The 18828-nt window shown below is 26.7% G+C and carries 23 protein-coding genes and 1 pseudogene; 12 read left to right on the plus strand and 12 right to left on the minus strand.

Features of this window, described 5'->3' with window-relative positions; translation table 11 throughout:
- Positions 1-14 precede the first annotated feature (14 nt).
- A complete protein-coding gene (locus GFJ41_RS07330; protein WP_170074992.1) occupies positions 15-1292 on the minus strand; it encodes an urease accessory protein UreH domain-containing protein in 1278 nt (425 codons plus the stop codon).
- 156 nt (positions 1293-1448) lie between these two features.
- Between GFJ41_RS07330 and GFJ41_RS07335 the strand changes: the two genes are divergently transcribed.
- From GFJ41_RS07335 to GFJ41_RS07345, 3 genes are all read left to right on the plus strand, one after another.
- Positions 1449-2123, plus strand: a complete 675-nt coding sequence (locus tag GFJ41_RS07335; RefSeq protein WP_170074993.1) for a response regulator transcription factor — start codon at positions 1449-1451, stop codon at positions 2121-2123.
- On the plus strand, positions 2113-3522 hold the full coding sequence (locus GFJ41_RS07340; RefSeq protein WP_170074994.1) for a sensor histidine kinase: 1410 nt from the start codon (positions 2113-2115) through the stop codon (positions 3520-3522). Before GFJ41_RS07335 ends, GFJ41_RS07340 begins: the two co-directional genes overlap by 11 nt.
- 211 nt (positions 3523-3733) lie before the next feature.
- Positions 3734-4375, plus strand: a complete 642-nt coding sequence (locus GFJ41_RS07345) for a DUF305 domain-containing protein (protein ID WP_170074995.1) — start codon at positions 3734-3736, stop codon at positions 4373-4375.
- A gap of 130 nt (positions 4376-4505) precedes the next feature.
- On the opposite strand, the gene GFJ41_RS07350 is transcribed toward GFJ41_RS07345, so the two are convergent.
- The 3 genes from GFJ41_RS07350 to GFJ41_RS07360 all read right to left on the minus strand — a co-directional run bounded on the left by GFJ41_RS07350 (position 4506) and on the right by GFJ41_RS07360 (position 5421).
- Positions 4506-4661 carry a YvrJ family protein gene (locus GFJ41_RS07350; protein WP_021428807.1) on the minus strand — a complete coding sequence of 52 codons (156 nt, stop codon included), beginning with the start codon at positions 4659-4661 and terminating at the stop codon, positions 4506-4508.
- Positions 4662-4845: 184 nt separating this feature from the next.
- Positions 4846-5079: a DUF2922 domain-containing protein gene (locus tag GFJ41_RS07355; RefSeq protein WP_035114240.1), complete on the minus strand. Its 234-nt coding sequence runs from the start codon at positions 5077-5079 to the stop codon at positions 4846-4848.
- Between the two features lie 93 nt (positions 5080-5172).
- Positions 5173-5421, minus strand: coding sequence for a DUF1659 domain-containing protein (locus tag GFJ41_RS07360; RefSeq protein ID WP_035114238.1), 249 nt, complete (start codon positions 5419-5421; stop codon positions 5173-5175).
- A gap of 254 nt (positions 5422-5675) precedes the next feature.
- On the opposite strand from GFJ41_RS07360, the gene GFJ41_RS07365 reads away from it, so the two are divergent.
- Positions 5676-6506: a 4Fe-4S binding protein gene (locus tag GFJ41_RS07365; protein WP_035114236.1), complete on the plus strand. Its 831-nt coding sequence runs from the start codon at positions 5676-5678 to the stop codon at positions 6504-6506.
- A 111-nt stretch (positions 6507-6617) separates the two neighbouring features.
- Here GFJ41_RS07365 and GFJ41_RS07370 read toward each other — a convergent pair whose 3' ends face one another.
- On the minus strand, positions 6618-7196 hold the full coding sequence (locus GFJ41_RS07370; protein WP_170074996.1) for an N-acetylmuramoyl-L-alanine amidase family protein: 579 nt from the start codon (positions 7194-7196) through the stop codon (positions 6618-6620).
- Positions 7197-7452: 256 nt separating this feature from the next.
- On the opposite strand from GFJ41_RS07370, the gene GFJ41_RS07375 reads away from it, so the two are divergent.
- Entirely contained in the window at positions 7453-8514 is a 1062-nt protein-coding gene (locus GFJ41_RS07375; RefSeq protein ID WP_170074997.1) for a helix-turn-helix domain-containing protein, read from the plus strand.
- A gap of 248 nt (positions 8515-8762) precedes the next feature.
- Here GFJ41_RS07375 and GFJ41_RS07380 read toward each other — a convergent pair whose 3' ends face one another.
- Complete coding sequence (locus GFJ41_RS07380; RefSeq protein ID WP_167403015.1) at positions 8763-8918, minus strand: hypothetical protein; 156 nt, start codon at positions 8916-8918, stop codon at positions 8763-8765.
- 182 nt (positions 8919-9100) lie between these two features.
- Here GFJ41_RS07380 and GFJ41_RS07385 point away from each other — a divergent pair, with 182 nt between their 5' ends.
- The 4 genes from GFJ41_RS07385 (at position 9101) to GFJ41_RS07400 (ending at position 10976) form a co-directional block, all read left to right on the plus strand.
- Positions 9101-9379 carry a hypothetical protein gene (locus GFJ41_RS07385; protein WP_170074998.1) on the plus strand — a complete coding sequence of 93 codons (279 nt, stop codon included), beginning with the start codon at positions 9101-9103 and terminating at the stop codon, positions 9377-9379.
- 218 nt (positions 9380-9597) lie between these two features.
- Complete coding sequence (locus GFJ41_RS07390) at positions 9598-9855, plus strand: Mor transcription activator family protein (protein WP_035780711.1); 258 nt, start codon at positions 9598-9600, stop codon at positions 9853-9855.
- 88 nt (positions 9856-9943) lie between these two features.
- On the plus strand, positions 9944-10300 hold the full coding sequence (locus tag GFJ41_RS07395) for a hypothetical protein (protein WP_170074999.1): 357 nt from the start codon (positions 9944-9946) through the stop codon (positions 10298-10300).
- A 202-nt stretch (positions 10301-10502) separates the two neighbouring features.
- Positions 10503-10976: an ASCH domain-containing protein gene (locus GFJ41_RS07400; protein WP_170075000.1), complete on the plus strand. Its 474-nt coding sequence runs from the start codon at positions 10503-10505 to the stop codon at positions 10974-10976.
- A 128-nt stretch (positions 10977-11104) separates the two neighbouring features.
- Here the strand turns inward: GFJ41_RS07400 and GFJ41_RS07405 are convergent, their stop codons facing one another.
- The 6 genes and pseudogenes from GFJ41_RS07405 to GFJ41_RS07430 all read right to left on the minus strand — a co-directional run.
- The gene (locus tag GFJ41_RS07405; protein ID WP_035114228.1) at positions 11105-11317 is read right to left on the minus strand and encodes a helix-turn-helix domain-containing protein; all 213 of its coding nucleotides are present in this window, start codon (positions 11315-11317) and stop codon (positions 11105-11107) included.
- Between the two features lie 10 nt (positions 11318-11327).
- Positions 11328-11810, minus strand: a complete 483-nt coding sequence (locus GFJ41_RS07410) for a DUF2975 domain-containing protein (protein ID WP_170075001.1) — start codon at positions 11808-11810, stop codon at positions 11328-11330.
- Positions 11811-11948: 138 nt separating this feature from the next.
- Positions 11949-12275 (minus strand): hypothetical protein, encoded by a 327-nt coding sequence (locus tag GFJ41_RS07415; protein WP_170075002.1) that lies wholly within the window; start codon positions 12273-12275, stop codon positions 11949-11951.
- A 486-nt stretch (positions 12276-12761) separates the two neighbouring features.
- A complete protein-coding gene (locus GFJ41_RS07420) occupies positions 12762-13022 on the minus strand; it encodes a hypothetical protein (RefSeq protein WP_170075003.1) in 261 nt (86 codons plus the stop codon).
- A gap of 454 nt (positions 13023-13476) precedes the next feature.
- Positions 13477-13965: a prolyl-tRNA synthetase associated domain-containing protein gene (locus GFJ41_RS07425; protein ID WP_170075004.1), complete on the minus strand. Its 489-nt coding sequence runs from the start codon at positions 13963-13965 to the stop codon at positions 13477-13479.
- Between the two features lie 26 nt (positions 13966-13991).
- Positions 13992-14153, minus strand: a pseudogene (locus tag GFJ41_RS07430) (IS1595 family transposase); the annotation flags it as partial.
- A 312-nt stretch (positions 14154-14465) separates the two neighbouring features.
- Between GFJ41_RS07430 and GFJ41_RS07435 the strand changes: the two are divergent.
- The 3 genes from GFJ41_RS07435 to GFJ41_RS07445 all read left to right on the plus strand — a co-directional run bounded on the left by GFJ41_RS07435 (position 14466) and on the right by GFJ41_RS07445 (position 18817).
- Positions 14466-14852 carry a hypothetical protein gene (locus GFJ41_RS07435; RefSeq protein ID WP_170075005.1) on the plus strand — a complete coding sequence of 129 codons (387 nt, stop codon included), beginning with the start codon at positions 14466-14468 and terminating at the stop codon, positions 14850-14852.
- A gap of 595 nt (positions 14853-15447) precedes the next feature.
- On the plus strand, positions 15448-17469 hold the full coding sequence (locus GFJ41_RS07440) for a type I restriction-modification system subunit M (RefSeq protein ID WP_170075006.1): 2022 nt from the start codon (positions 15448-15450) through the stop codon (positions 17467-17469).
- Position 17470: 1 nt separating this feature from the next.
- Positions 17471-18817 (plus strand): restriction endonuclease subunit S, encoded by a 1347-nt coding sequence (locus GFJ41_RS07445; RefSeq protein WP_170075007.1) that lies wholly within the window; start codon positions 17471-17473, stop codon positions 18815-18817.
- Positions 18818-18828: the final 11 nt, after the last annotated feature.

Consider the following 18828-nt stretch of genomic DNA (forward strand, 5'->3'; position numbering starts at 1 on the left):
TTTATTTTGCCAAATTAATTTTCAACACTTATATTTCCTCTAATCATCCCCATCCAGCAAGTAAAAGATATATCCTTTCCATTAGGATTTATTTCAGCAACTACATCACCTTTGCTTAAATCAATATACTTATCATATTGAGGGAAATACATAATATTATTACAAGAAGTTAATTCTTCAGCTTTTATAGTAAGTTTTACAGGAATATCTCCTTTTATAAGGTTACTTGAAGGTGTATATCCAGATCTATTAGCAGTAATAGTAATCTCCTGATACCCATCAACAACAGGAGCAAGATCACCTGAAGATTGAGACAAACCACTTAAGATAGGTATATTAGATCCTGTTAGAGCTAAACCTCTTTGTCCCATAGAAAGCCCTAGTATTATTATAAATATTCCACTATATTTAAATATATTGTTACTTAGTTGCTTGCTCAATCTAGCTGATGCGTACCCAAACCCTAACATTAATGGGACTGTACCTAATGAAAATGCAAACATTGATAAAGCCCCAGCTACGAAGTTACCAGTTCCTAGTGCATAAAGTTGCATAGTTTGTAGTGGGCCACAGGGCATAAATCCATTTAAAAGACCTACTACAAAAGGATTTTTGCTATTTTTACTACAATTTTTTTTAATAAATGGTATTCGTATGTTAATATTTTTAAATATTTTTAATCCAAACATATTAAGTCCGGCAATTATCATAAATAACGCAGCGATAATTTGTATAAAACCTTGCATTTTCATAGATATAGAAAATACTGAGCCTAAGGCTCCAATTATTCCCCCAAGTAAAGTGTAAGAAATTACTCTACCAAGGTTATATTTAAGAGACGTACTAAAAGAAGATTTTTTACTTGAAAGTAAATTATCTTTATCTAGTGTTTGGGTAAGCATTATTCCCCCACACATCCCAATACAATGAAGTGAGGACAATACCCCGACTATAAACAACATAAACAGAGATGCATTTTTAAGCATAGAATTCGTGTCATATCCAATCAATGAATTGCTACTTAAAAACAACATCACAACAACCATTGTTCCTAATCCTAAAAATTTACTAAAAGAATTTTTTTCTGTTGAGTACCCAGCATTTTTAATTGATTTTTTAATTTTGTTTTCACCACAAATATCATTATCATAAACGATTAGCACATTTGATTTATTATGATTAGCATCAACACTTACTACTCCATTTAAATTTTTAATTTCTTCTTCAATAGCAGTTTCACATGATTTGCAGTGCATACCATAAACATCAAAAGATTTAGTAATTTTACTCAATAATTTCACCTCATTAAATTTATTTTTCTGTGAAATTATAACTTTAGATTATGAAAAAAAAATGAAGATAAATAATAAAATTAATTCATAAATTATTTATAATTGTATGATATATTTTAATTAATTTATAATAATATGGAAAAAGGAGATTTATAGATGTTTAATATATTGATAGTAGATGATGAAAAAAAGATAACACAAGTTATAAAAGCATATTTAGAAAAGGAAAGATATAACTGTGTAGTAGCTAACAGTGGAGAGCAGGCTCTTAAATATTTTGCTGATAATAATTTTGATTTAGTAATTTTAGATAGAATGTTACCAGATATAAGCGGAGAGGAAATTTGTAAAAAAATAAGAGAAACTTCTATGGTTCATATAATAATGTTAACTGCAAAAACTGAAGATGATGATAGAATAGAAGGATTTAACACAGGTTGTGATGATTATGTTTGTAAACCTTTTAATGTAAAGGAATTAGTTTTAAGATCTAAAGCAGTTTTTAGAAAAATAGATATAGAAAATAAGGATTTATTGAAATTTGGGGATGAACTTGAAATAAATACGGCATCTCATGATGTAAAAGTTAGAGGTGAAAAAGTTATACTAACTAATACTGAGTATAAGATGCTTTTATTATTTGCTAAAAATCCAAACAGGGTATTTAGTAGAGAACAATTATTAGAATTAACGATAGATGAACATTATGAAAAAATGGATAGAATTATAGATGCACATATAAAAAATCTTAGACAAAAGATAGAGTTAGATACAAAAAAGTCTAAAATTATTCAAACTGTATATGGAGTAGGTTATAAATTTGGCTTATAAGTTAAAAAAACAAAAACTTAATAGTAAATTAATTCTATCCTTAGTGTCAGTAATAATTTTAGTTGTAATTGCTATAGCTATATCTATAAATAGTATCTTTGAGAAAAAGTTTGAAGAATATATAATTAAAAACAATGAAAGTGAAGTTTCCAAGTTAATAGATTCAATTGAGTCAGAATATGTTGATGGTAGATGGAATTTATATAGTATAGAAAAAATAGGAGAAAATGCAATAGATCAGGGGATTTTTATAGACTTATACGATACAAATGGAAATTTAATTTGGGGAGCTACAACATATAATCAAGATAGGTGTAGTGCAATGATGGGAAGTATAGAGAGTAATATGAAACATATGATGGGTAATTGGCATGGAAAATACACTGAGAAAACATTCGATTTAGAAAGTCCGACTAATGAAGTTATTGGAAATATAAAAATTGGAACATATGGATCCCTTTATTATATGGACAATGATGTTGATTTTTTAAAGGAAATAAATAAAGTAATTTCAGCTATTGGTATCTTAATGACATTAATAACAATATTTATAGCTATATTAATTGCAAATAACATATCTAAACCAATAGAGGTTGTGTCCAATATGGCAAACTTAATGGGAGACGGTGGATATGATAGTAAGATTGAGTATCAAAGCAATATATATGAAATTGATACTCTTATAAAATCTATAAATAACTTATCATCTAAATTAGAGGAACAAGAAAATCTAAGAAAAAGATTAACTACTGATATATCTCACGAACTTAGAACTCCACTTACAAATGTACAAACACATTTAGAAGCAATGATAGATGGAATCTGGGAACCGAATACAGAAAGATTAAATAGTGTAAATGAAGAGGTAATAAGGCTTACTAACCTAGTTAACCAATTAAAAAACTTAGCAAAGTTTGATAGTGAAAAAAATAAACTTAATTTAAGTGAAGTTAATATAGGGGAACTTATTAAAAATATAGTTTATAACAATCAAGGATGTGCATTAGAAAAAAATATAAATATAGTATTTAATTTAGAAAGCATAAATACCTATGTGGATAAAGATAAAATATCTCAAGTTATAGTAAATTTACTTTCTAACGCTATAAGATATACAAATAATGGTGGAAATATATATATAAATGCACATAAAGAAAAAAGCAATATAAAAATTCATTTTAAAGATGATGGTGTTGGTATTCCGAAAGATAGTTTAAATTATATATTTGAAAGATTTTATAGGGTTGATGAGTCTAGAAGTAAAGAAACTGGAGGAATTGGAGTTGGACTTACCATTGTTAAGTCAATAGTTGATTTACACAAAGGAAAAATAGAGGTTAAAAGTAAGGTAAATGAAGGTAGTGAATTTATAATTACATTACCGATTATAAAGAAGTGATATAAATTAAAGTAAGTTTTATGCTAAATTCATAATTTATTCATATTTTTAACTTATTATAAATATTAAGAGATTCTCCTCTTTAATAAATCTTTTAATTATAGTTTGAATTAAAAAAACAAACTAAGTGCTAGCTATTGGAATGATTAATTATAAGTATTTAGGTAAAACTAACACAAACTTATAATATAAAAATAATAGGAGAATAAAGATGAATAAAAAATCAATATTTTATATTACAGTACTTTTAGTTTGTGTGTTTGCAAGTTTAGGATTTAGCAAAAAAAACAGTATTGTCTACAAAGGTGATAATATTAAAAATTATTTAAGTGAACAAAAATCAGAAATGAATACAATGATGGAAGATATGAAAAATATAAAACACACAGGAGATCCAGCAATAGATTTCTTGTATGGTATGATTCCACATCACAAAGCAGCAATTGAAATGTCTGAAAGTTTACTTAAGTATGGTGGGGAAAAGGCAGAAATAAAAAAAATAGCTGAAAGTATTATAACAAATCAAAGTAAAGAAATAGAACAAATGAAAGATATGATTAAACGCATTGAATTAAATCCAAAGGTAGATGAAAAAAAAGAACAAGATTACTTCAAAAAATACAATAATTTGCTTAATAAGCATAAAAATAATGATATGAGCAATGTAAATAGTGTAGATAAAGCTTTTGCTATGGAAATGATAAAACACCATGAAATGGCTGTTTCTATGTCTGAAATTGTTTTAAAGTATACAGATAATAAAGATGTAGTTGATTTAGCTCAAAATATCATTGAGTCGCAAAAAGCTGAAATAAAACAAATGAGAGAAATTATAAATACTATGGAAAAATAAATGGAAATTACTATAAAAAGTAGCTACAAATAAGTTAAATATTATAATTACTAATGCTAAAATATTAATTATATATAAAACAAAAAAGTATATCTTATAAATCTTAATGATTTAATATAGATATACTTTTTTATTTCTTATTATTCAGTTCATATATATTATTACTCAATGAATTTATGCTAGTACTCAAATTTTCAAGCTTACCTTCTATTCTAATTAATAAATACATAGTAACAATAGCAGGAAAACCTAAGTTAGATACTAAAGCCATTAAATCTAACTCCATATAGAATATACCTCCAACTTTATAAATTATTAAAGATAGAAGTTTTAGCGACCTTTAAAGTATTTTTCAGCTTTGGAAGCAAAACTCACACTTTTCAAAATAAAATATAAAAAGATATAAGTTTTAGTGACTTTTAAAACATTTTTTCAGTTTTAGGAGCAAAACTTATATCTTTTTACTTACCCTATATAACTAAGTCATATCCAGTAATTGCAGTTTGAACTACTTTTGCTTCTAATGGAGCTTCTAACTCTTCACCAAATCTAGGAGCAAATATGTTCTTTTCAACTATTTGTTCCATAGCAGCTTTTATTTCTTCCTCAGTTAAATCTTCTATAGGATCTGAAACAAATAAGCTTACTTTTCTTCCAAGAGTTGTAGAGAAAACCATTAATAATCTAGTTTCTATATTTCTCATTTTCTAATCCCCTTTCTTTTTTTTTGAGCAACGGACAACGTCGTTGGCGACATAAAGTGGTTCGCAGACGTAGTCGCTTAAGCGAAGCGAATTTTAATTTGCTGGTGCTAATTCTGTATTGTCTATTCTTACTACAGATAGCACATCATGTTTTTGTAGAGCGTTTAATATTTCACCTACATTGTAAACATCAATAGCTTTTGCTTCAGGATTAACATTTGAAAAACTTCTAGTTTTAACTATAGTTCTTCCATTTTCACCCAAACCACAGTCATATTTAATTCTTAATGCTGACATTTGAGCAACTTCTGAAGTATTTGGAGCTAAATTCATATCTGCCATTTTGATTCCTCCTTTTAACATTTAATTTAACTTAAGTATAGTAGGATGTTATTAAAGCAATCAAAGAAAGTAATTGAAGAAAATATTTGAAAGAGATATTAAAACTGATAAATCTTTATAGTAGTTTGAAATATTTTACTAGAATAAACCTATTAAAAAAGTTATAGTTAAGCTACAGGATTTTAAAGAAAGAAAAGAAATTAATTCGTAATCATATTAAACTACGACACAAAAACTATTTATTAGGAGGAGAAATGATAAAAAAATATAAATTGCCAATTTTGATGTTTTTGGTATTTGAAATAGTTGCAATTACATTATGGTTGGTATTGGATAATTGTTTTTACTTTTTTAATTTTTCATATATTGGAATTTGTATTGCGATAGGCTTATTTCTTCATATTAAAAAGTTTAAATATGCTCGACTTGTAGTGCAATTTAGTGTTGGTTTATACATGTTAGTGTATTTAGGATTAATTTGTCAAGAAAATATGTTGATTGAGGGGTTTTGGTATTATCTGTGTTTAGGAGTATTTCAAGCAGCAGTAATACATTATGTTATTGCAAAGATATGCGGTCCTTTTATATTTGGACGGGGTTGGTGTGGATATGCATGTTGGACGGCAATGATACTTGATTTTCTTCCATACAAAATACCACAAGCCCCACGCAAGAAAAAAATTGGCTTTGCAAAATACATTTTGTTTGTATTTTCATTTGCGTTTGTAGGAACTTTGTTTATTTTGCAGATACCAAATTTAGAGAAAATTATGTTTATTAGTTTTATTATCGGTAATATATTATATTATATTGTTGGAATAGCTATTGCATTTTTGTTTAAAGACAATCGAGCATTTTGCAAATATATTTGTCCAGTAACCATTTTTTTAAAACCAGCAAGTTATTTTTCTATATTAAGAGTAAAGTGCGACAAAGAAAAATGTATCAATTGTGGAAAGTGTAAAAAAGTATGTCCTATGAATGTAGATGTTATTAATAATAATCGAAATAGAGAAAATGGAACAGAATGTATTTTATGTACTGATTGCATAAATCAATGTTCTCAAAAAGCATTACACTTTTAAACATACATTACGAGTATAATCTTTAGTTATTTAAAAAAATAAAGAAATAAAAGGACCACTAATTCATCGGTCCTTTTTAAATATATTATTTTCAATAATATTTATATAGAATTAAGTAGTTATATAAGTATCTTTAAAACCTTTAGAAATAACTTCATTTCTGAGTTTTACGGCATTATCTCTAATATTAAATGCACCTATACATACTCTGTAAAAAGGGTCTTCACTTTCTATTTTCTTATTTACAAATCCAAGCAAAGTAGAAGCTATAGTATTAGCTGCATTTCTTATATACATTTCATTAGAACAAGAAGCTTCAACAGAATTATTTGATATAAAATCAATTTCTATAATTACAGCAGGCATTTTACTATGTTTTAAAACTGAGAATTTTTTAGATACCTTAACACCACGATTTGGAGTATTAAGTTTATTAGAAAGATTTGAAGATAAATTAGTAGCTAATTTACATATTTTATTATTAGTATCATATATCCAAGTTTCAGTTCCTTTTGCAGATTTGTTTGCAGAAGAGTTCATATGAATATTTACAAAGTAATCACAGTTTTCATTATTAGCTTTAGTAGTACGATAAGATAAAGAATAAAACTTATCTTCTTCTTTTTTACCATTAGAGCCAACAGATCCAGAGTCTTTACCTCCATGACCAAAATCTAAATACCATTTCATATATGTACCTCCTAAATTTATTATCTAGGTAAGATTAGCACAGGCAGTTTTAAGTAGGAAAATAAAGTACTTGAAGAATAGAGTTGAAAGGATTCATTAAATAGGAAAAAATTTATAAGATTACTTAAGAATAAAAAATTAACTAATAGTTAAAAAAATTAAACTATCCTTTAACTATGGATCCATTGTTTAGAAATTTACATGAAGGTATAATTAAATCACTAGATAAAAAAGATAAATTAAAAGGAGAATAGTAATGGAATTACATATTGGGGAAGTTATATATAAATTAAGAAAAGAAAAAGGGATTAAACAAGAGGTACTCGCAGATGCAGTGGGGGTATCTGTAGCAGCTGTATCAAAATGGGAAAGTAAGAAGTCTTATCCAGATATAACTTTACTACCTTCTATTGCTAGATTTTTTAATACTACTACAGATAGACTTTTAAGTTATGAAATAGAAATTTCTAATGATGAAGTTATGAATCTTATGAAAAAATGTGCAGCTATATTTGAGAAAGAAAGCATTGAAAATGGAATAAGAGCTTGTGAAGGTTACATAAGACAACATCCAAATAACATGTTCTTAAAATTTAGAGCAGGTTCTTTATATATGATGTCTTTAGCTAGTGCGACAAGTGAAGACGAAGCCAAAATTATGATTAACAAGGCTATAAAATTATTAGAGATATCTTCTAATAGTGATATACAGGAAATAAGCGAATCTTCAAAATACATATTAAGTAGTTTATATACTATGAATGAACAAGAAGATAAGGCCGAAGAGGTTTTACTAAGTTTGCCTAAGGTTAATATGAATAGAGAAGATATGTTGGTTGGACTATATATTAATCAAGGTAAATATGATAAAGCAAAAAAGAGTTTAAGAGATTTAACATATAAAAAATTGAGTAATATAATAATTTCATTAGATGGATATGTTAGTTTATTTTTCAAGGAAGATGATATGATAAAAGCTAAAGAAGTTTTATATATCAAAGATAAACTTTTAGAGATATTTGACTTAGAAAATATATATTACAATAGTAGAAATTTAATGTTTTCAGATATATATGTAAAAGAGAAAGATATAGATAGAGCTTTAGATTGCATAGAAAATATTATAGATAACATAGATAAGGATTATAACTTTAAAAATCACTTGCTATTTGAAGGAATAGAATTATTTGAAGGAGTTCACTCTAAACAATATCAAATAATAAATTTAAAAAAATTATTAATGACTGACGATAGATATGAGTTTTTAAAGAATAATGCAAGATATAAAAATATAGTTAAGCAGTTAGAAAATATATAATATATCGTGCTGATTATATTTAAATAAGCTAAATAGAATTAAATGAGAGCATGAAATTAAGAAAAATAGTTTTAACATTAGTAGTATATATGACGCTAAATTAATTTTTAAGATTGCGAAGTTAAATAAGAATGCAAATAGTAGTTTATTTTTAATATATTTGTAGTATAATATAAGTATTAACATGTAAAAAAAGAAACTATAGTCTAGTGGAATAGAGTGTGGTTTCTATGTATTAAATAGAATAACTAATTCTTTCTATTGTGATCACATTTATCACAATAGCTACCACTCTTTCTATTGCCAGTAGAAGAGTGGTTTTTTAATGTATCGTATAAGTAACAAGTCAGTATACCAATTATTATGGTATCTGAATTGTGTAATAACAATTTAAAAATTTCCATACCATTCACCTCCTTTCATTAGAAAGTAGGTATTTATCTGTATAGAAATCCACCACTCTTAAACTATAGTTTCTCAGAACCTAATTATATCATATTTTAAAACTGTATTATATAAAAACATAGTATATAAATCACGATAAGAGTTAATAATCCTTATATAAGAAATAATAAGGAGTGGTAGTATGAGTTCATTTGAAGGTTTATATACATTTGCAGATGTAGCTAGTATGTATAATATAGATCAATCAACATTAAGACATAACGTTGGGAGTAGATTTGTTGATGGAGAAGATGTTAAGAAGTTAGGTAAAACTTGGATAGTTAGAGAAGAAGCTTTAGTAAGAGAATTTGGGTTTATTCCAGAAAATAATGAAGAAGCTCCTAATGTAAGAAAAAAGCCAGGAAGAAAAAGTGCATTTGATAAGTGTAAAGAAGCTTACTTAAACGGTGAGATTAAATAATAATGTTAGATATCATCTCTTGCAGACATGATATCTTTAGATTTATATAAAAAGTAAGGAACAAGGCAAGAATGCAAAGAACGCATACTTGCCTTGTTCTTTTGTAAACTAAACTGAATTTAAAATAAACCTGATATAAGGATAAAGGTTATAGATAAAGAACTGTATAATATATGTATAGAGTTAAATATAAGTTTAGATTTATGGAGGTGTATTTAATGTTAGAAGAATTGACTTTAGAGGATATACCAAAAACACATAAGGATATTGCTGAATATATAGGAATAGATGCTTTTAAGAAGCTGGTTGAGTTACTAGGAGGGAGTTCTTTATATATACCTAAAGAAGCCTCTTTGACTAGACCAATTAGAAATAGAGTTATTAGAGAAAAGTTTAATGGAGATTATAGAGTGTTGGCTAGAAAGTATGATATAAGTGAAGCTCAAGTTAGAAATATATTAGGGGAAATGCATTAAAAAATATTTATAATTCAAAAGTTAAAACAATCGATAATGTGATTTATCTTAGATGTAAAGAAAGTTAATATAATAAATTTTATTAGGGGTGAGATCTATAAATAGTTTAGTTATCGACGGAGATTATAAACATTCGTTTATTTCAACATCTAAAGAATCAGGAAGTTTAAGGATAGAGGGAAAACAATCTAGTATTGAACTTTCTAAAAGTAATATTGATAAATATGACATAGTATATATAGAGTACAAAAAAAGTATTATTGATATAGTATCAAGGGTTTTTATATGTTGCTATTTCATAGGTATATTGGGGATATTAGCTGGATTTACGGCTAATAATGCATACGAATCATATAAAATAATTGATGTTGAATTTAAAGATGGAAAGAAAAGTAGGATTAAAATTAATAAGAAACAATTCAAGCAATTGCTTGGAATAATCTAACTTTTATGCAATTAGCCAGATTATATAAATTTGATATGATAATATACAATTGTTAATATGTAATTATAAAATATAATAGTTAATAACATTGGAATCAATTTTATAACTATGGAATGAAATTCATTAACTTACATTTATTAGGGATTAGATGGATAGGAAATATGCACCAATATAAAAATAAAAAATAATAAGGGGTTAAAATATGAAGAATGAAGATAAATCAGTAAAGAATATGTGGGAGAGCTATCTAAACTCCATGGGGGAGTGTAGTAAGAGTAGTAATAAAGTTTATGATTCATGGCATTTTTGTGATAATGAAAAAAGTGCTAATAAGCTAGCAGATTTAGTATTAGATGGAGTAAAAAAAGGAACTACATCACTTTATGATTTATATAAGGTAGACAATGAACCAATACCAAAAAAAGATGAATATAGTGTTGTTACAGATTGGAATGGTATTGCAAAATGTGTTATAAGAACAAAAGAGATTTTTGTATTACCATTTACAGATGTAGATGAAAGACTTGCGAGTATAGAGGGAGAGGGAGATAAATCTTTAAGATACTGGAGAGAAGCACACATAGATTTCTTTAAAAGAGAACTAGAAGCATTAAATATGGAATTTATAGAGGATATGTTAGTTGTATTTGAGGAATTTGAAGTAGTATACAAATAAAAATCGATATGTCAAAAAGTATGATGAAAAAATAAGATATTATTAAAGAGTGCTAATAGTTTTCCTCTTTAATAATACTTTTTAGTACGAAATATATTAAGATTATAATATATTAAAAAAACAAAAGCTTACATATCGTCATCAATATATTCTAGAATATCACCAGGCTGACATTCTAGTACTTTACAAAGTTCATTTAAAGTTGAAAACCTAATTGCTTTGGCTTTGTTATTTTTTAATATAGATAAGTTCGCATTTGTAATATCAATTTTTTTTGCTAAATCTTTAAGTGTAATTTTTCTTTTAGCCATTACTATATCTAAGTTAACTATTATACCCATTGTATTTCTCTTATACAGTTAAATCATTTTCATTTTTTATTGTTGTTGCTTCATTAATAGTATCTCCAATAACAAAGCATAAAAGAGCTAATATAAAATATATAGCCATTTGTGGTGTAATAAAAATTCCTGGGAATAAATCTATTATTCTCATTCCTGTTACACCATTACATAACATACAGATATAATTTAGTGCTAAGTTTATAAATAGTAAATACCCTAATTTTCTAAATCGTTTTGTATTTTCTGTTATAAAAATGTTTGTTCCAGAGCTATCTACTATTTTTAATAATATAATAAACATAATAAAATAAGATACTCCTACTAAAAATATACTTATTGCAGATACTAACTTATTTGCATTTCCGAAGCTTCCTAAAATATATGGAATTCCCCCAAATATACTAAGTATAAGCATTATCCCCCACATAAAAATTGATACTGTTAATGCATAATATAGCGTATTCTTTGTTTTTCTTGAATTATTTAACATGAAAAATGCCCCCTTTTATTTTATTATACCACTACTATTATTCCTTAACAATAACATATTATTGTTTATCAATAAAAATATTGGGGCTAAATTTGGTAATAAGATATATACTGTCTTGCAAATTGGAGGTACCTATTCTTATTTCTTTCTATATTTTCCTTCAATTTTTATTGTATAGACAGTCATTAATATAATAACTTCTAAAATAGTACCTATCAATGTAATTATTATAAATGGAGAGTTTTGCTCTCCTAATAATGGTATTCCTAATAATATAAAGAAAAAACCATATATACACCATAGCTTTCCTAAGGATTTGTTATACGCTTTTATATTTTTCACTTCTATTGAAGGTGTTTTTCCATTTGTCCAAAAACCAATAGCGATTTCTTTTTTAGATTTAATACAGTAAATTCCTTCCCCAATAAAAAACATTCCCGACAGTGTCCATATTATAAACCCCATTGCTTTACCCCCTTTTATTTATTAGATTTATACAATATCAAAAATCTCTTTGTTTCATATTATATGTCAATCGTGTACTTGCTTTCATTATAGTTCTATCTTAATTTATTTATTACATTTAATCTTACGATACCAGAAATTGATAAATGATAGAATCATATCTTACAGACAAGATTCTTAAATTATATAAAAAATATAAGGGCAAGAATACACACGATAAAGAATGTGCGTATACTTGCCTTTGTTTATTTAAGAGTAGATTTAAAATTGAAAGTCCACGTAAGGGCATAAAAGCATTGCTTCGCTATGCCCTTACATTCATATCAAAAGACCAGTTGGAAATTGATAAAAATTTGTGGGCCTTGAATAAGTTATATATTAAATGAGAGTTAGTAGGTATTCGCCCTTAAGCTTATAAGGGGGAAGTTGTACATTAGGATATTAGTTTTTATACCCCAGGATATTTTTGGTCCTGGGGATTTTATTTTATGCAAGTACAGATCTTTTTTCAATGCTTTCCTGGAGTGTTTTTGATAGTATGTTTTTAACTTTTGACTCATTCATACCATTTATTATGTATTTAACTTTTCCTTCTGGATGCTTGGTATCTTCTAAAACTCTCGTTACTAAAGTTCCTTCTTTTCTTATTATTTTTAAAGATTTATCAATTTCTGAATATAGTTCCTTTGCTTGTTCTCTTTTTGTTATTATAACGCAAGCTTCTTTATTTATTTTTTCTACTCTCATTTTGGACCTCCATAGCTCTACTTTGTATATAGTTAGTTTCCCCTATATAGTGTTTTTTATGTATGAAATTTATATATATTTTTCACTGTATATTACATATTGCAACTGATACAGGGAAAAATAAGTGTAAGGAAATTATATGGAGGAATTAAAAATGGTTAAGGTATTTGATAGAGAAGAATTTGTATAGGAAGTATTTGAAATGGAAGCTGAATACTTGGAGCGGTTTGGATTGAAAGATATTTGTTAGGATATAGAAGATATTAAATTAGATATAGGGTTTGGCTCTGTTATATAATTTAGTAATAATTATAGGATAAAAATAACCAAATATTAGTATTCGTAATATCTTGAATGCTAATATTTGGTTATTTATGTAATGTACTATGAAATTGTTCGTAATATATTAATATTGATCACTTAATCAGATTTACAAATTAGAAGTTGTATTTAATTAGATTTGCACAATATTAACTTTATTTCCATGTTCTTTTATAATATTAATTAAATCTTCTGTTTTTAACCACACTGTTGCTGTATTATCATTTGGATGAATTCCAATAAGACCTGGTGATTCGATAAAATCTTCGTCAATGAATACCTCTACTTTTATTTCTTTATCATTTAATATACCTAACGGTGTTACTGAACCTGGTATCAAATTCATTACTCTCATTAAATCATTTTCTGATGCAAAACTCAACGAGCGAGTATTGTTCTTTTGTCTAAATTCTTTTAAATTTACTCTTTTATATCCTTTTACCGTTATAATATAGTAATTTCTTTTTTTATCATCACGAAGAAAAAGATTTTTTGCATCACCTTCTGGATAAGGAATATCAATTTGAGAAAGTTCTTTCATATTATAAACAGCTTCGTGTTCTGTAATTTCATGCCAAATATTTTTTTCTTTTAAATAATCATAAATTTCTTGCTTATTCATAATTTCATCTCACTTTCAAATTTCTATATCATTAATTCACAATATTTAAGCCATTTGTCCAATGTCAATTTAGTATTTGAGAAAGGTGAAGAAGTGAACTCCTCGAATTTGCAAAGACATCTCTTTCATAGGTATCTTCGTCTACCATTAGATTTGCCATTTTTATTAATATCCTTGCACTGGCATTTATATTTACATTAGGCCTAATATTAGGTATCCTTTCTACAATATCGTAACGTATAGTTATTATCTATATTATAATCTACTTTTAGTATTATTAATAACGAAATTGTATAAGATACCCTAGGGGTTAAAGATTTTAATAGTAATGAACAGAGAGAGAATTCTATGGAAAATAAAGAAATTCATTTTTAAAGGAATAAATCAGTTGGAGGTATTTGAAACTCATATAGTGATTTATACAATTAAGTCTTAAGCATAATCTATTTAATAAAAATATGGTAAAATAAGGATACAAAAACTTTGCGGAGGTAATGAAAATGAAATCATATATGTTTCCATGTAATTTAGAGAAATACGATATTTTAGGAAGCTTTTTAAAAAATGGATTCGTTGATTATGGTACTAATTTAAACTTAGAGATAGGAGATATTGTTTATTTATACAATGGAGCTCCGTATAGTGCAATATTTCTAAAATGCCAAGTGAGATCAATCTTAGACAGAAAAGATACGATTGATGATGATGAGTTCAGCAAAAGTGAAGTTAAGGCAAAATCCAAGTATGTTAGACTTATGCCTATAAAAAATTATTTAAGTAAAAAAGATTTAGTTTCTAGTGATGAACTATCTAAACGTGGAGTTAAGGGGTATAATATACAAATTCAATTAAAAGATGAAACTGTTGGATACATTGAAAGTATTTAATTAAGTTTATTATAGAAACAATATTAAAAAAGCTTATAGCTTAGAGTTAGCTATGAGCTTTTCATTGCTCAAAAACATATATTTAAGTAAAAAAATTGATTAAGAGAAAAAGATAGATATACATTTATAGCCTAATTAAAAAAGAGAATAGTATACATACTATGAGGATTATTTAAAATTGAAGTAGTAAAAAAGAATAATAAAACTTTATTATGTATTAAGCAAATAATTTGGAATTAGGTAGAACATTAGATTTAATATCTGATGCTTATTATAGAAAAAATCGGAAGAGGTTACTAATACAAATTATAAGAAGGTAAATTTTCTAAATTAGCATGTACTGAATTTATAAAATAATTTTAAATTAAGTGTAAATAGATATATAATACAACTAGAAGAAAAATCAAAGGTACACAGGCCATTAAAAGAAGAAATAAAGAAATTATAAAAAAGCTAAAGAATATACAAATAGAAATAAATAATTACATTTAAAGTATACGAGATAATTTTAGGCAAAGATAATAATTTATTTATACATTTTAAATATAGATGTGTACGTAAATTCAAATATTAATATATATAGGAGAAACAGCAAATGAGTGAATTTAGCACAAATGTAAACATAACTGAACAAGTTAATTTTATATGGAAAATAGCAAATAAATTAAGAGGACCATATAAACCAGAAAAATATAAAGATGTAATAATACCAATGTGTATAATAAGAAGATTTGAATGCGTTCTGGAAGATACTAAAGAATCAGTATTAGAACAGGCTAAAAAAATTGATATAGAAGCAGTTTTAAACTCAAAATCAGGGTATAAATTCCACAACAAAAGTGAATTTAATTTAAATAAATTATTAGATGATCCAGACTCCATAAAACTGAACTTTAAATCATACTTACAAGGATTTTCATCAGAAGTAAGAGATATAATAGAAAAATTACACTTTGATAAAGAAATAGACTATATGGATGAAAAAGATCGTCTATACAACGTAATAAAAGAATTTTCACAAATAGATTTACATCCACAAACTGTATCAAACTCAGAAATGGGATATATATTCGAAGAACTTATAAGAAAGTTTTCAGAAAATGCAGAAGCTGGGGATCACTATACACCAAGAGAAGTTATAAAGCTTATGGTAAATATACTTCTTAATGAAGATAGCCAAGATTTATCACAAGATGGAAAAATAGTAACTGTATATGATGGAACAACTGGAACAGGTGGGATGTTAGCTGTTGCAAGTGAATATATAAAATCTTTAAATAGTGATACAAAAATAGAAGTATTTGGACAAGAAATAAATGATGAATCTTATGCAATATGTAAAGCAGATATGCTTATAAAAGGACAAGATTCTAAAAATATAGTGCTTGGAAATACACTTACAGATGATGGACTAAAAGGAATAAAAGTAAAATATGCTCTTATGAATCCACCTTTTGGAGTTACTTGGAATGACGACTTTACTAAAATAAATGAAGAACATAAAACACTTGGATTTAGTGGAAGGTTTGGAGCAGGACTTCCAGGTAAAAGTGACGGAGCATTACTATTTACACAACATATGATATCAAAATTAGAAGACGATGGAAGAGGAGCTATAATACACAATGGTTCACCATTATTTAGTGGAAAAGCAGAAAGTGGAGAAAGTAACATACGTAAATGGTTATTAGAAGAAGATTTACTAGAAGCAATAGTAGCACTACCTACTCAAATGTTTTACAACACAGGAATAGCAACATATATATTTATAATTGCTAAAGAAAAAGAACAAAAAAGAAAAGGAAAAGTTCAATTAATAGATGCAACAAACTTTGGGAAAAGACTAAGAAAGGGTCTAGGAGATAAGAGAAATGAAATAACTCCTGAAGACATAGTAACATTAACAGAAATTTATGATGAGTTTAAAGATAGTGATGTATGTAAGATACTAGATAATGAAGATTTCTTATACAGACAAATAACTATTGATAGACCATTTGCTCGTAACTTTGCTATAAATGAATCAAGAATTGAGAACATGACTGCTCAGAGTGCATTTAGCAAGCTTTATGATGAAGACACTTATAATGAATTAACAGAAAAATTGAAAAAAACTGCAAAAGATAAAAAGACTATAGAAGAATTTGAAAAAGGAAAAGTTCTTCAAGATACTATTTTAAGTATTTTAAAGGAAAATATAAGTGATGAAGTTTATAAAAATAGAGATGAGTTTGTAGAGGTAATCAAAGATTTATTTAAAGAAGTACCAGAGGTTAAGGTAGGGCTTTTAAAAGCTATATGGATGGGACTTTCTGAAAAAGATGAAACTGCTGATAAATATTACAATAAAAAAGGCGAAGTAGAAGTAGATTCAGAGCTTAGAGACACTGAAATAGTACCTTTTAAAGAAGATATTTATGAGTATTTTGAAAGAGAAGTAAATCCACATGTGCCAGATGCAATAATTGATGAGAGTAAGACAAAGATAGGAGCAGAGATTCCTTTTACTAGATTATTTTATAAGTATGAAGATGAAGGAAGCTATGAAGAGTATATAAATAAGGCTAAAGAGCTTGAGGCTGAGATAGCTAAAATGCTTGAGGAGGTCTTTGAGTAGGATGAAAGGATATAAAGAGTATAAAGATAGTGGAGTTGAATGGATTGGGAAGATACCAAGTCATTGGGAAAAGATAGAACTAAAACATATAATAAAGGAAAAAATAACAGATGGACCTCATGAAACACCAGAGTTTATAGACGAGGGAGTTCCTTTTTTATCAGTTGATGGAATTGTAGATGGAGATTTAGTATTTGATGGATGTAGATATATATCAACTAAATCTCACAATGAATATATAAAGAAATGTAAGCCAGAATATAATGATATATTATTTGGTAAATCTGCATCAGTAGGAAAAGTTGCTCGAGTTAAGGAAAATATAGAGTTTTCTGTATGGTCACCACTTGCACTGATAAAACCAGATGAAAATATAGTTAACCCAGTATTTTTAGAGTATTATTTAAAATCAAATGTAGTCAAATATGAAATTGACATGGCATCAACATTTAATACGCAACAAAATGTAAGTATGGATAGGATAAAGAGAATTAAAGTTATATTACCAAGATTAGAAGAACAGTATACAATTGCCAGATATTTAGATAAAAAAACTGTACAAATAGATACCCTTATAAGTAAAAAGGAAGAGCTTATAGAAAATCTTAAAGCTTCTAGAACTAAGATTATATCAGAAACTGTTACTAAAGGGCTTGATAAAGATGTTCCTATGAAAGATAGTGGAGTTGAGTGGATTGGGGAGATACCAAAACATTGGAGTATATGTAAGATAAAACACATGCTTGAAGAAGGAAAAGATGGGATAAGAATGGGACCATTTGGGAGTAATTTAAAACTTGATGAGATGAATCTAGAATATGAATATAAAGTATATGGTCAAGAAAATCTTATATATCAAGATTTTGAATTAGGTGATAGATTTATAAATTATCAAAAATTTAGTACAATGAAGCAGTATGAAGTATTTGATGGAGATATTCTTATATCAACAATGGGAACAGTTGGAAAAATAGATATATTTAATGATAAATATAAAAAGGGAATTATAGATTCACATTTAATTAGAGTTAGGGTGAATTCAAAGCTTATATCTCCGGAGTATATTAAATTATTAATAAATGAAAGTAAATATATTAAAGATAACTTAAATATGCAGTCAAAGGGGAGTATAATGGAAGGATTAAACTCAACGATAATTAAAAATATTGTAGTAGCAAGACCTCCTGTTTCAGAACAGATAAGCATTACAGAATATATAACTAATAATGTATCTAAAATAGATAAATTGATATCCAAAACAGAAGAACAAATAGAGCTTCTTAAAAAAGCTAAACAAAAGCTAATAACAGAAGTAGTAACAGGAAAAATAGACGTAACAAACTTATAAGGGGGAAATAT

It is taken from the genome of Paraclostridium dentum (assembly GCF_012922555.1).
In the GTDB taxonomy this organism is placed as follows: domain Bacteria; phylum Bacillota; class Clostridia; order Peptostreptococcales; family Peptostreptococcaceae; genus Paraclostridium; species Paraclostridium dentum.

Coding starts and splice junctions, on each gene's coding strand:
- GFJ41_RS07410 (WP_170075001.1), bottom strand. CDS start 11,810: ATGTTAAATAATTCAAGAAAAACAAAGAATACGCTATATTATGCATTA.
- GFJ41_RS07405 (WP_035114228.1), bottom strand. CDS start 11,317: ATGGGTATAATAGTTAACTTAGATATAGTAATGGCTAAAAGAAAAATT.
- GFJ41_RS07390 (WP_035780711.1), top strand. CDS start 9,598: ATGTTAGAAGAATTGACTTTAGAGGATATACCAAAAACACATAAGGAT.
- GFJ41_RS07345 (WP_170074995.1), top strand. CDS start 3,734: ATGAATAAAAAATCAATATTTTATATTACAGTACTTTTAGTTTGTGTG.
- GFJ41_RS07355 (WP_035114240.1), bottom strand. CDS start 5,079: ATGAGAAATATAGAAACTAGATTATTAATGGTTTTCTCTACAACTCTT.
- GFJ41_RS07385 (WP_170074998.1), top strand. CDS start 9,101: ATGAGTTCATTTGAAGGTTTATATACATTTGCAGATGTAGCTAGTATG.
- GFJ41_RS07420 (WP_170075003.1), bottom strand. CDS start 13,022: ATGAGAGTAGAAAAAATAAATAAAGAAGCTTGCGTTATAATAACAAAA.
- GFJ41_RS07445 (WP_170075007.1), top strand. CDS start 17,471: ATGAAAGGATATAAAGAGTATAAAGATAGTGGAGTTGAATGGATTGGG.
- GFJ41_RS07350 (WP_021428807.1), bottom strand. CDS start 4,661: ATGGAGTTAGATTTAATGGCTTTAGTATCTAACTTAGGTTTTCCTGCT.
- GFJ41_RS07375 (WP_170074997.1), top strand. CDS start 7,453: ATGGAATTACATATTGGGGAAGTTATATATAAATTAAGAAAAGAAAAA.
- GFJ41_RS07365 (WP_035114236.1), top strand. CDS start 5,676: ATGATAAAAAAATATAAATTGCCAATTTTGATGTTTTTGGTATTTGAA.
- GFJ41_RS07425 (WP_170075004.1), bottom strand. CDS start 13,965: ATGAATAAGCAAGAAATTTATGATTATTTAAAAGAAAAAAATATTTGG.
- GFJ41_RS07360 (WP_035114238.1), bottom strand. CDS start 5,421: ATGGCAGATATGAATTTAGCTCCAAATACTTCAGAAGTTGCTCAAATG.
- GFJ41_RS07380 (WP_167403015.1), bottom strand. CDS start 8,918: ATGGAAATTTTTAAATTGTTATTACACAATTCAGATACCATAATAATT.
- GFJ41_RS07335 (WP_170074993.1), top strand. CDS start 1,449: ATGTTTAATATATTGATAGTAGATGATGAAAAAAAGATAACACAAGTT.
- GFJ41_RS07440 (WP_170075006.1), top strand. CDS start 15,448: ATGAGTGAATTTAGCACAAATGTAAACATAACTGAACAAGTTAATTTT.
- GFJ41_RS07415 (WP_170075002.1), bottom strand. CDS start 12,275: ATGGGGTTTATAATATGGACACTGTCGGGAATGTTTTTTATTGGGGAA.
- GFJ41_RS07435 (WP_170075005.1), top strand. CDS start 14,466: ATGAAATCATATATGTTTCCATGTAATTTAGAGAAATACGATATTTTA.
- GFJ41_RS07400 (WP_170075000.1), top strand. CDS start 10,503: ATGAAGAATGAAGATAAATCAGTAAAGAATATGTGGGAGAGCTATCTA.
- GFJ41_RS07370 (WP_170074996.1), bottom strand. CDS start 7,196: ATGAAATGGTATTTAGATTTTGGTCATGGAGGTAAAGACTCTGGATCT.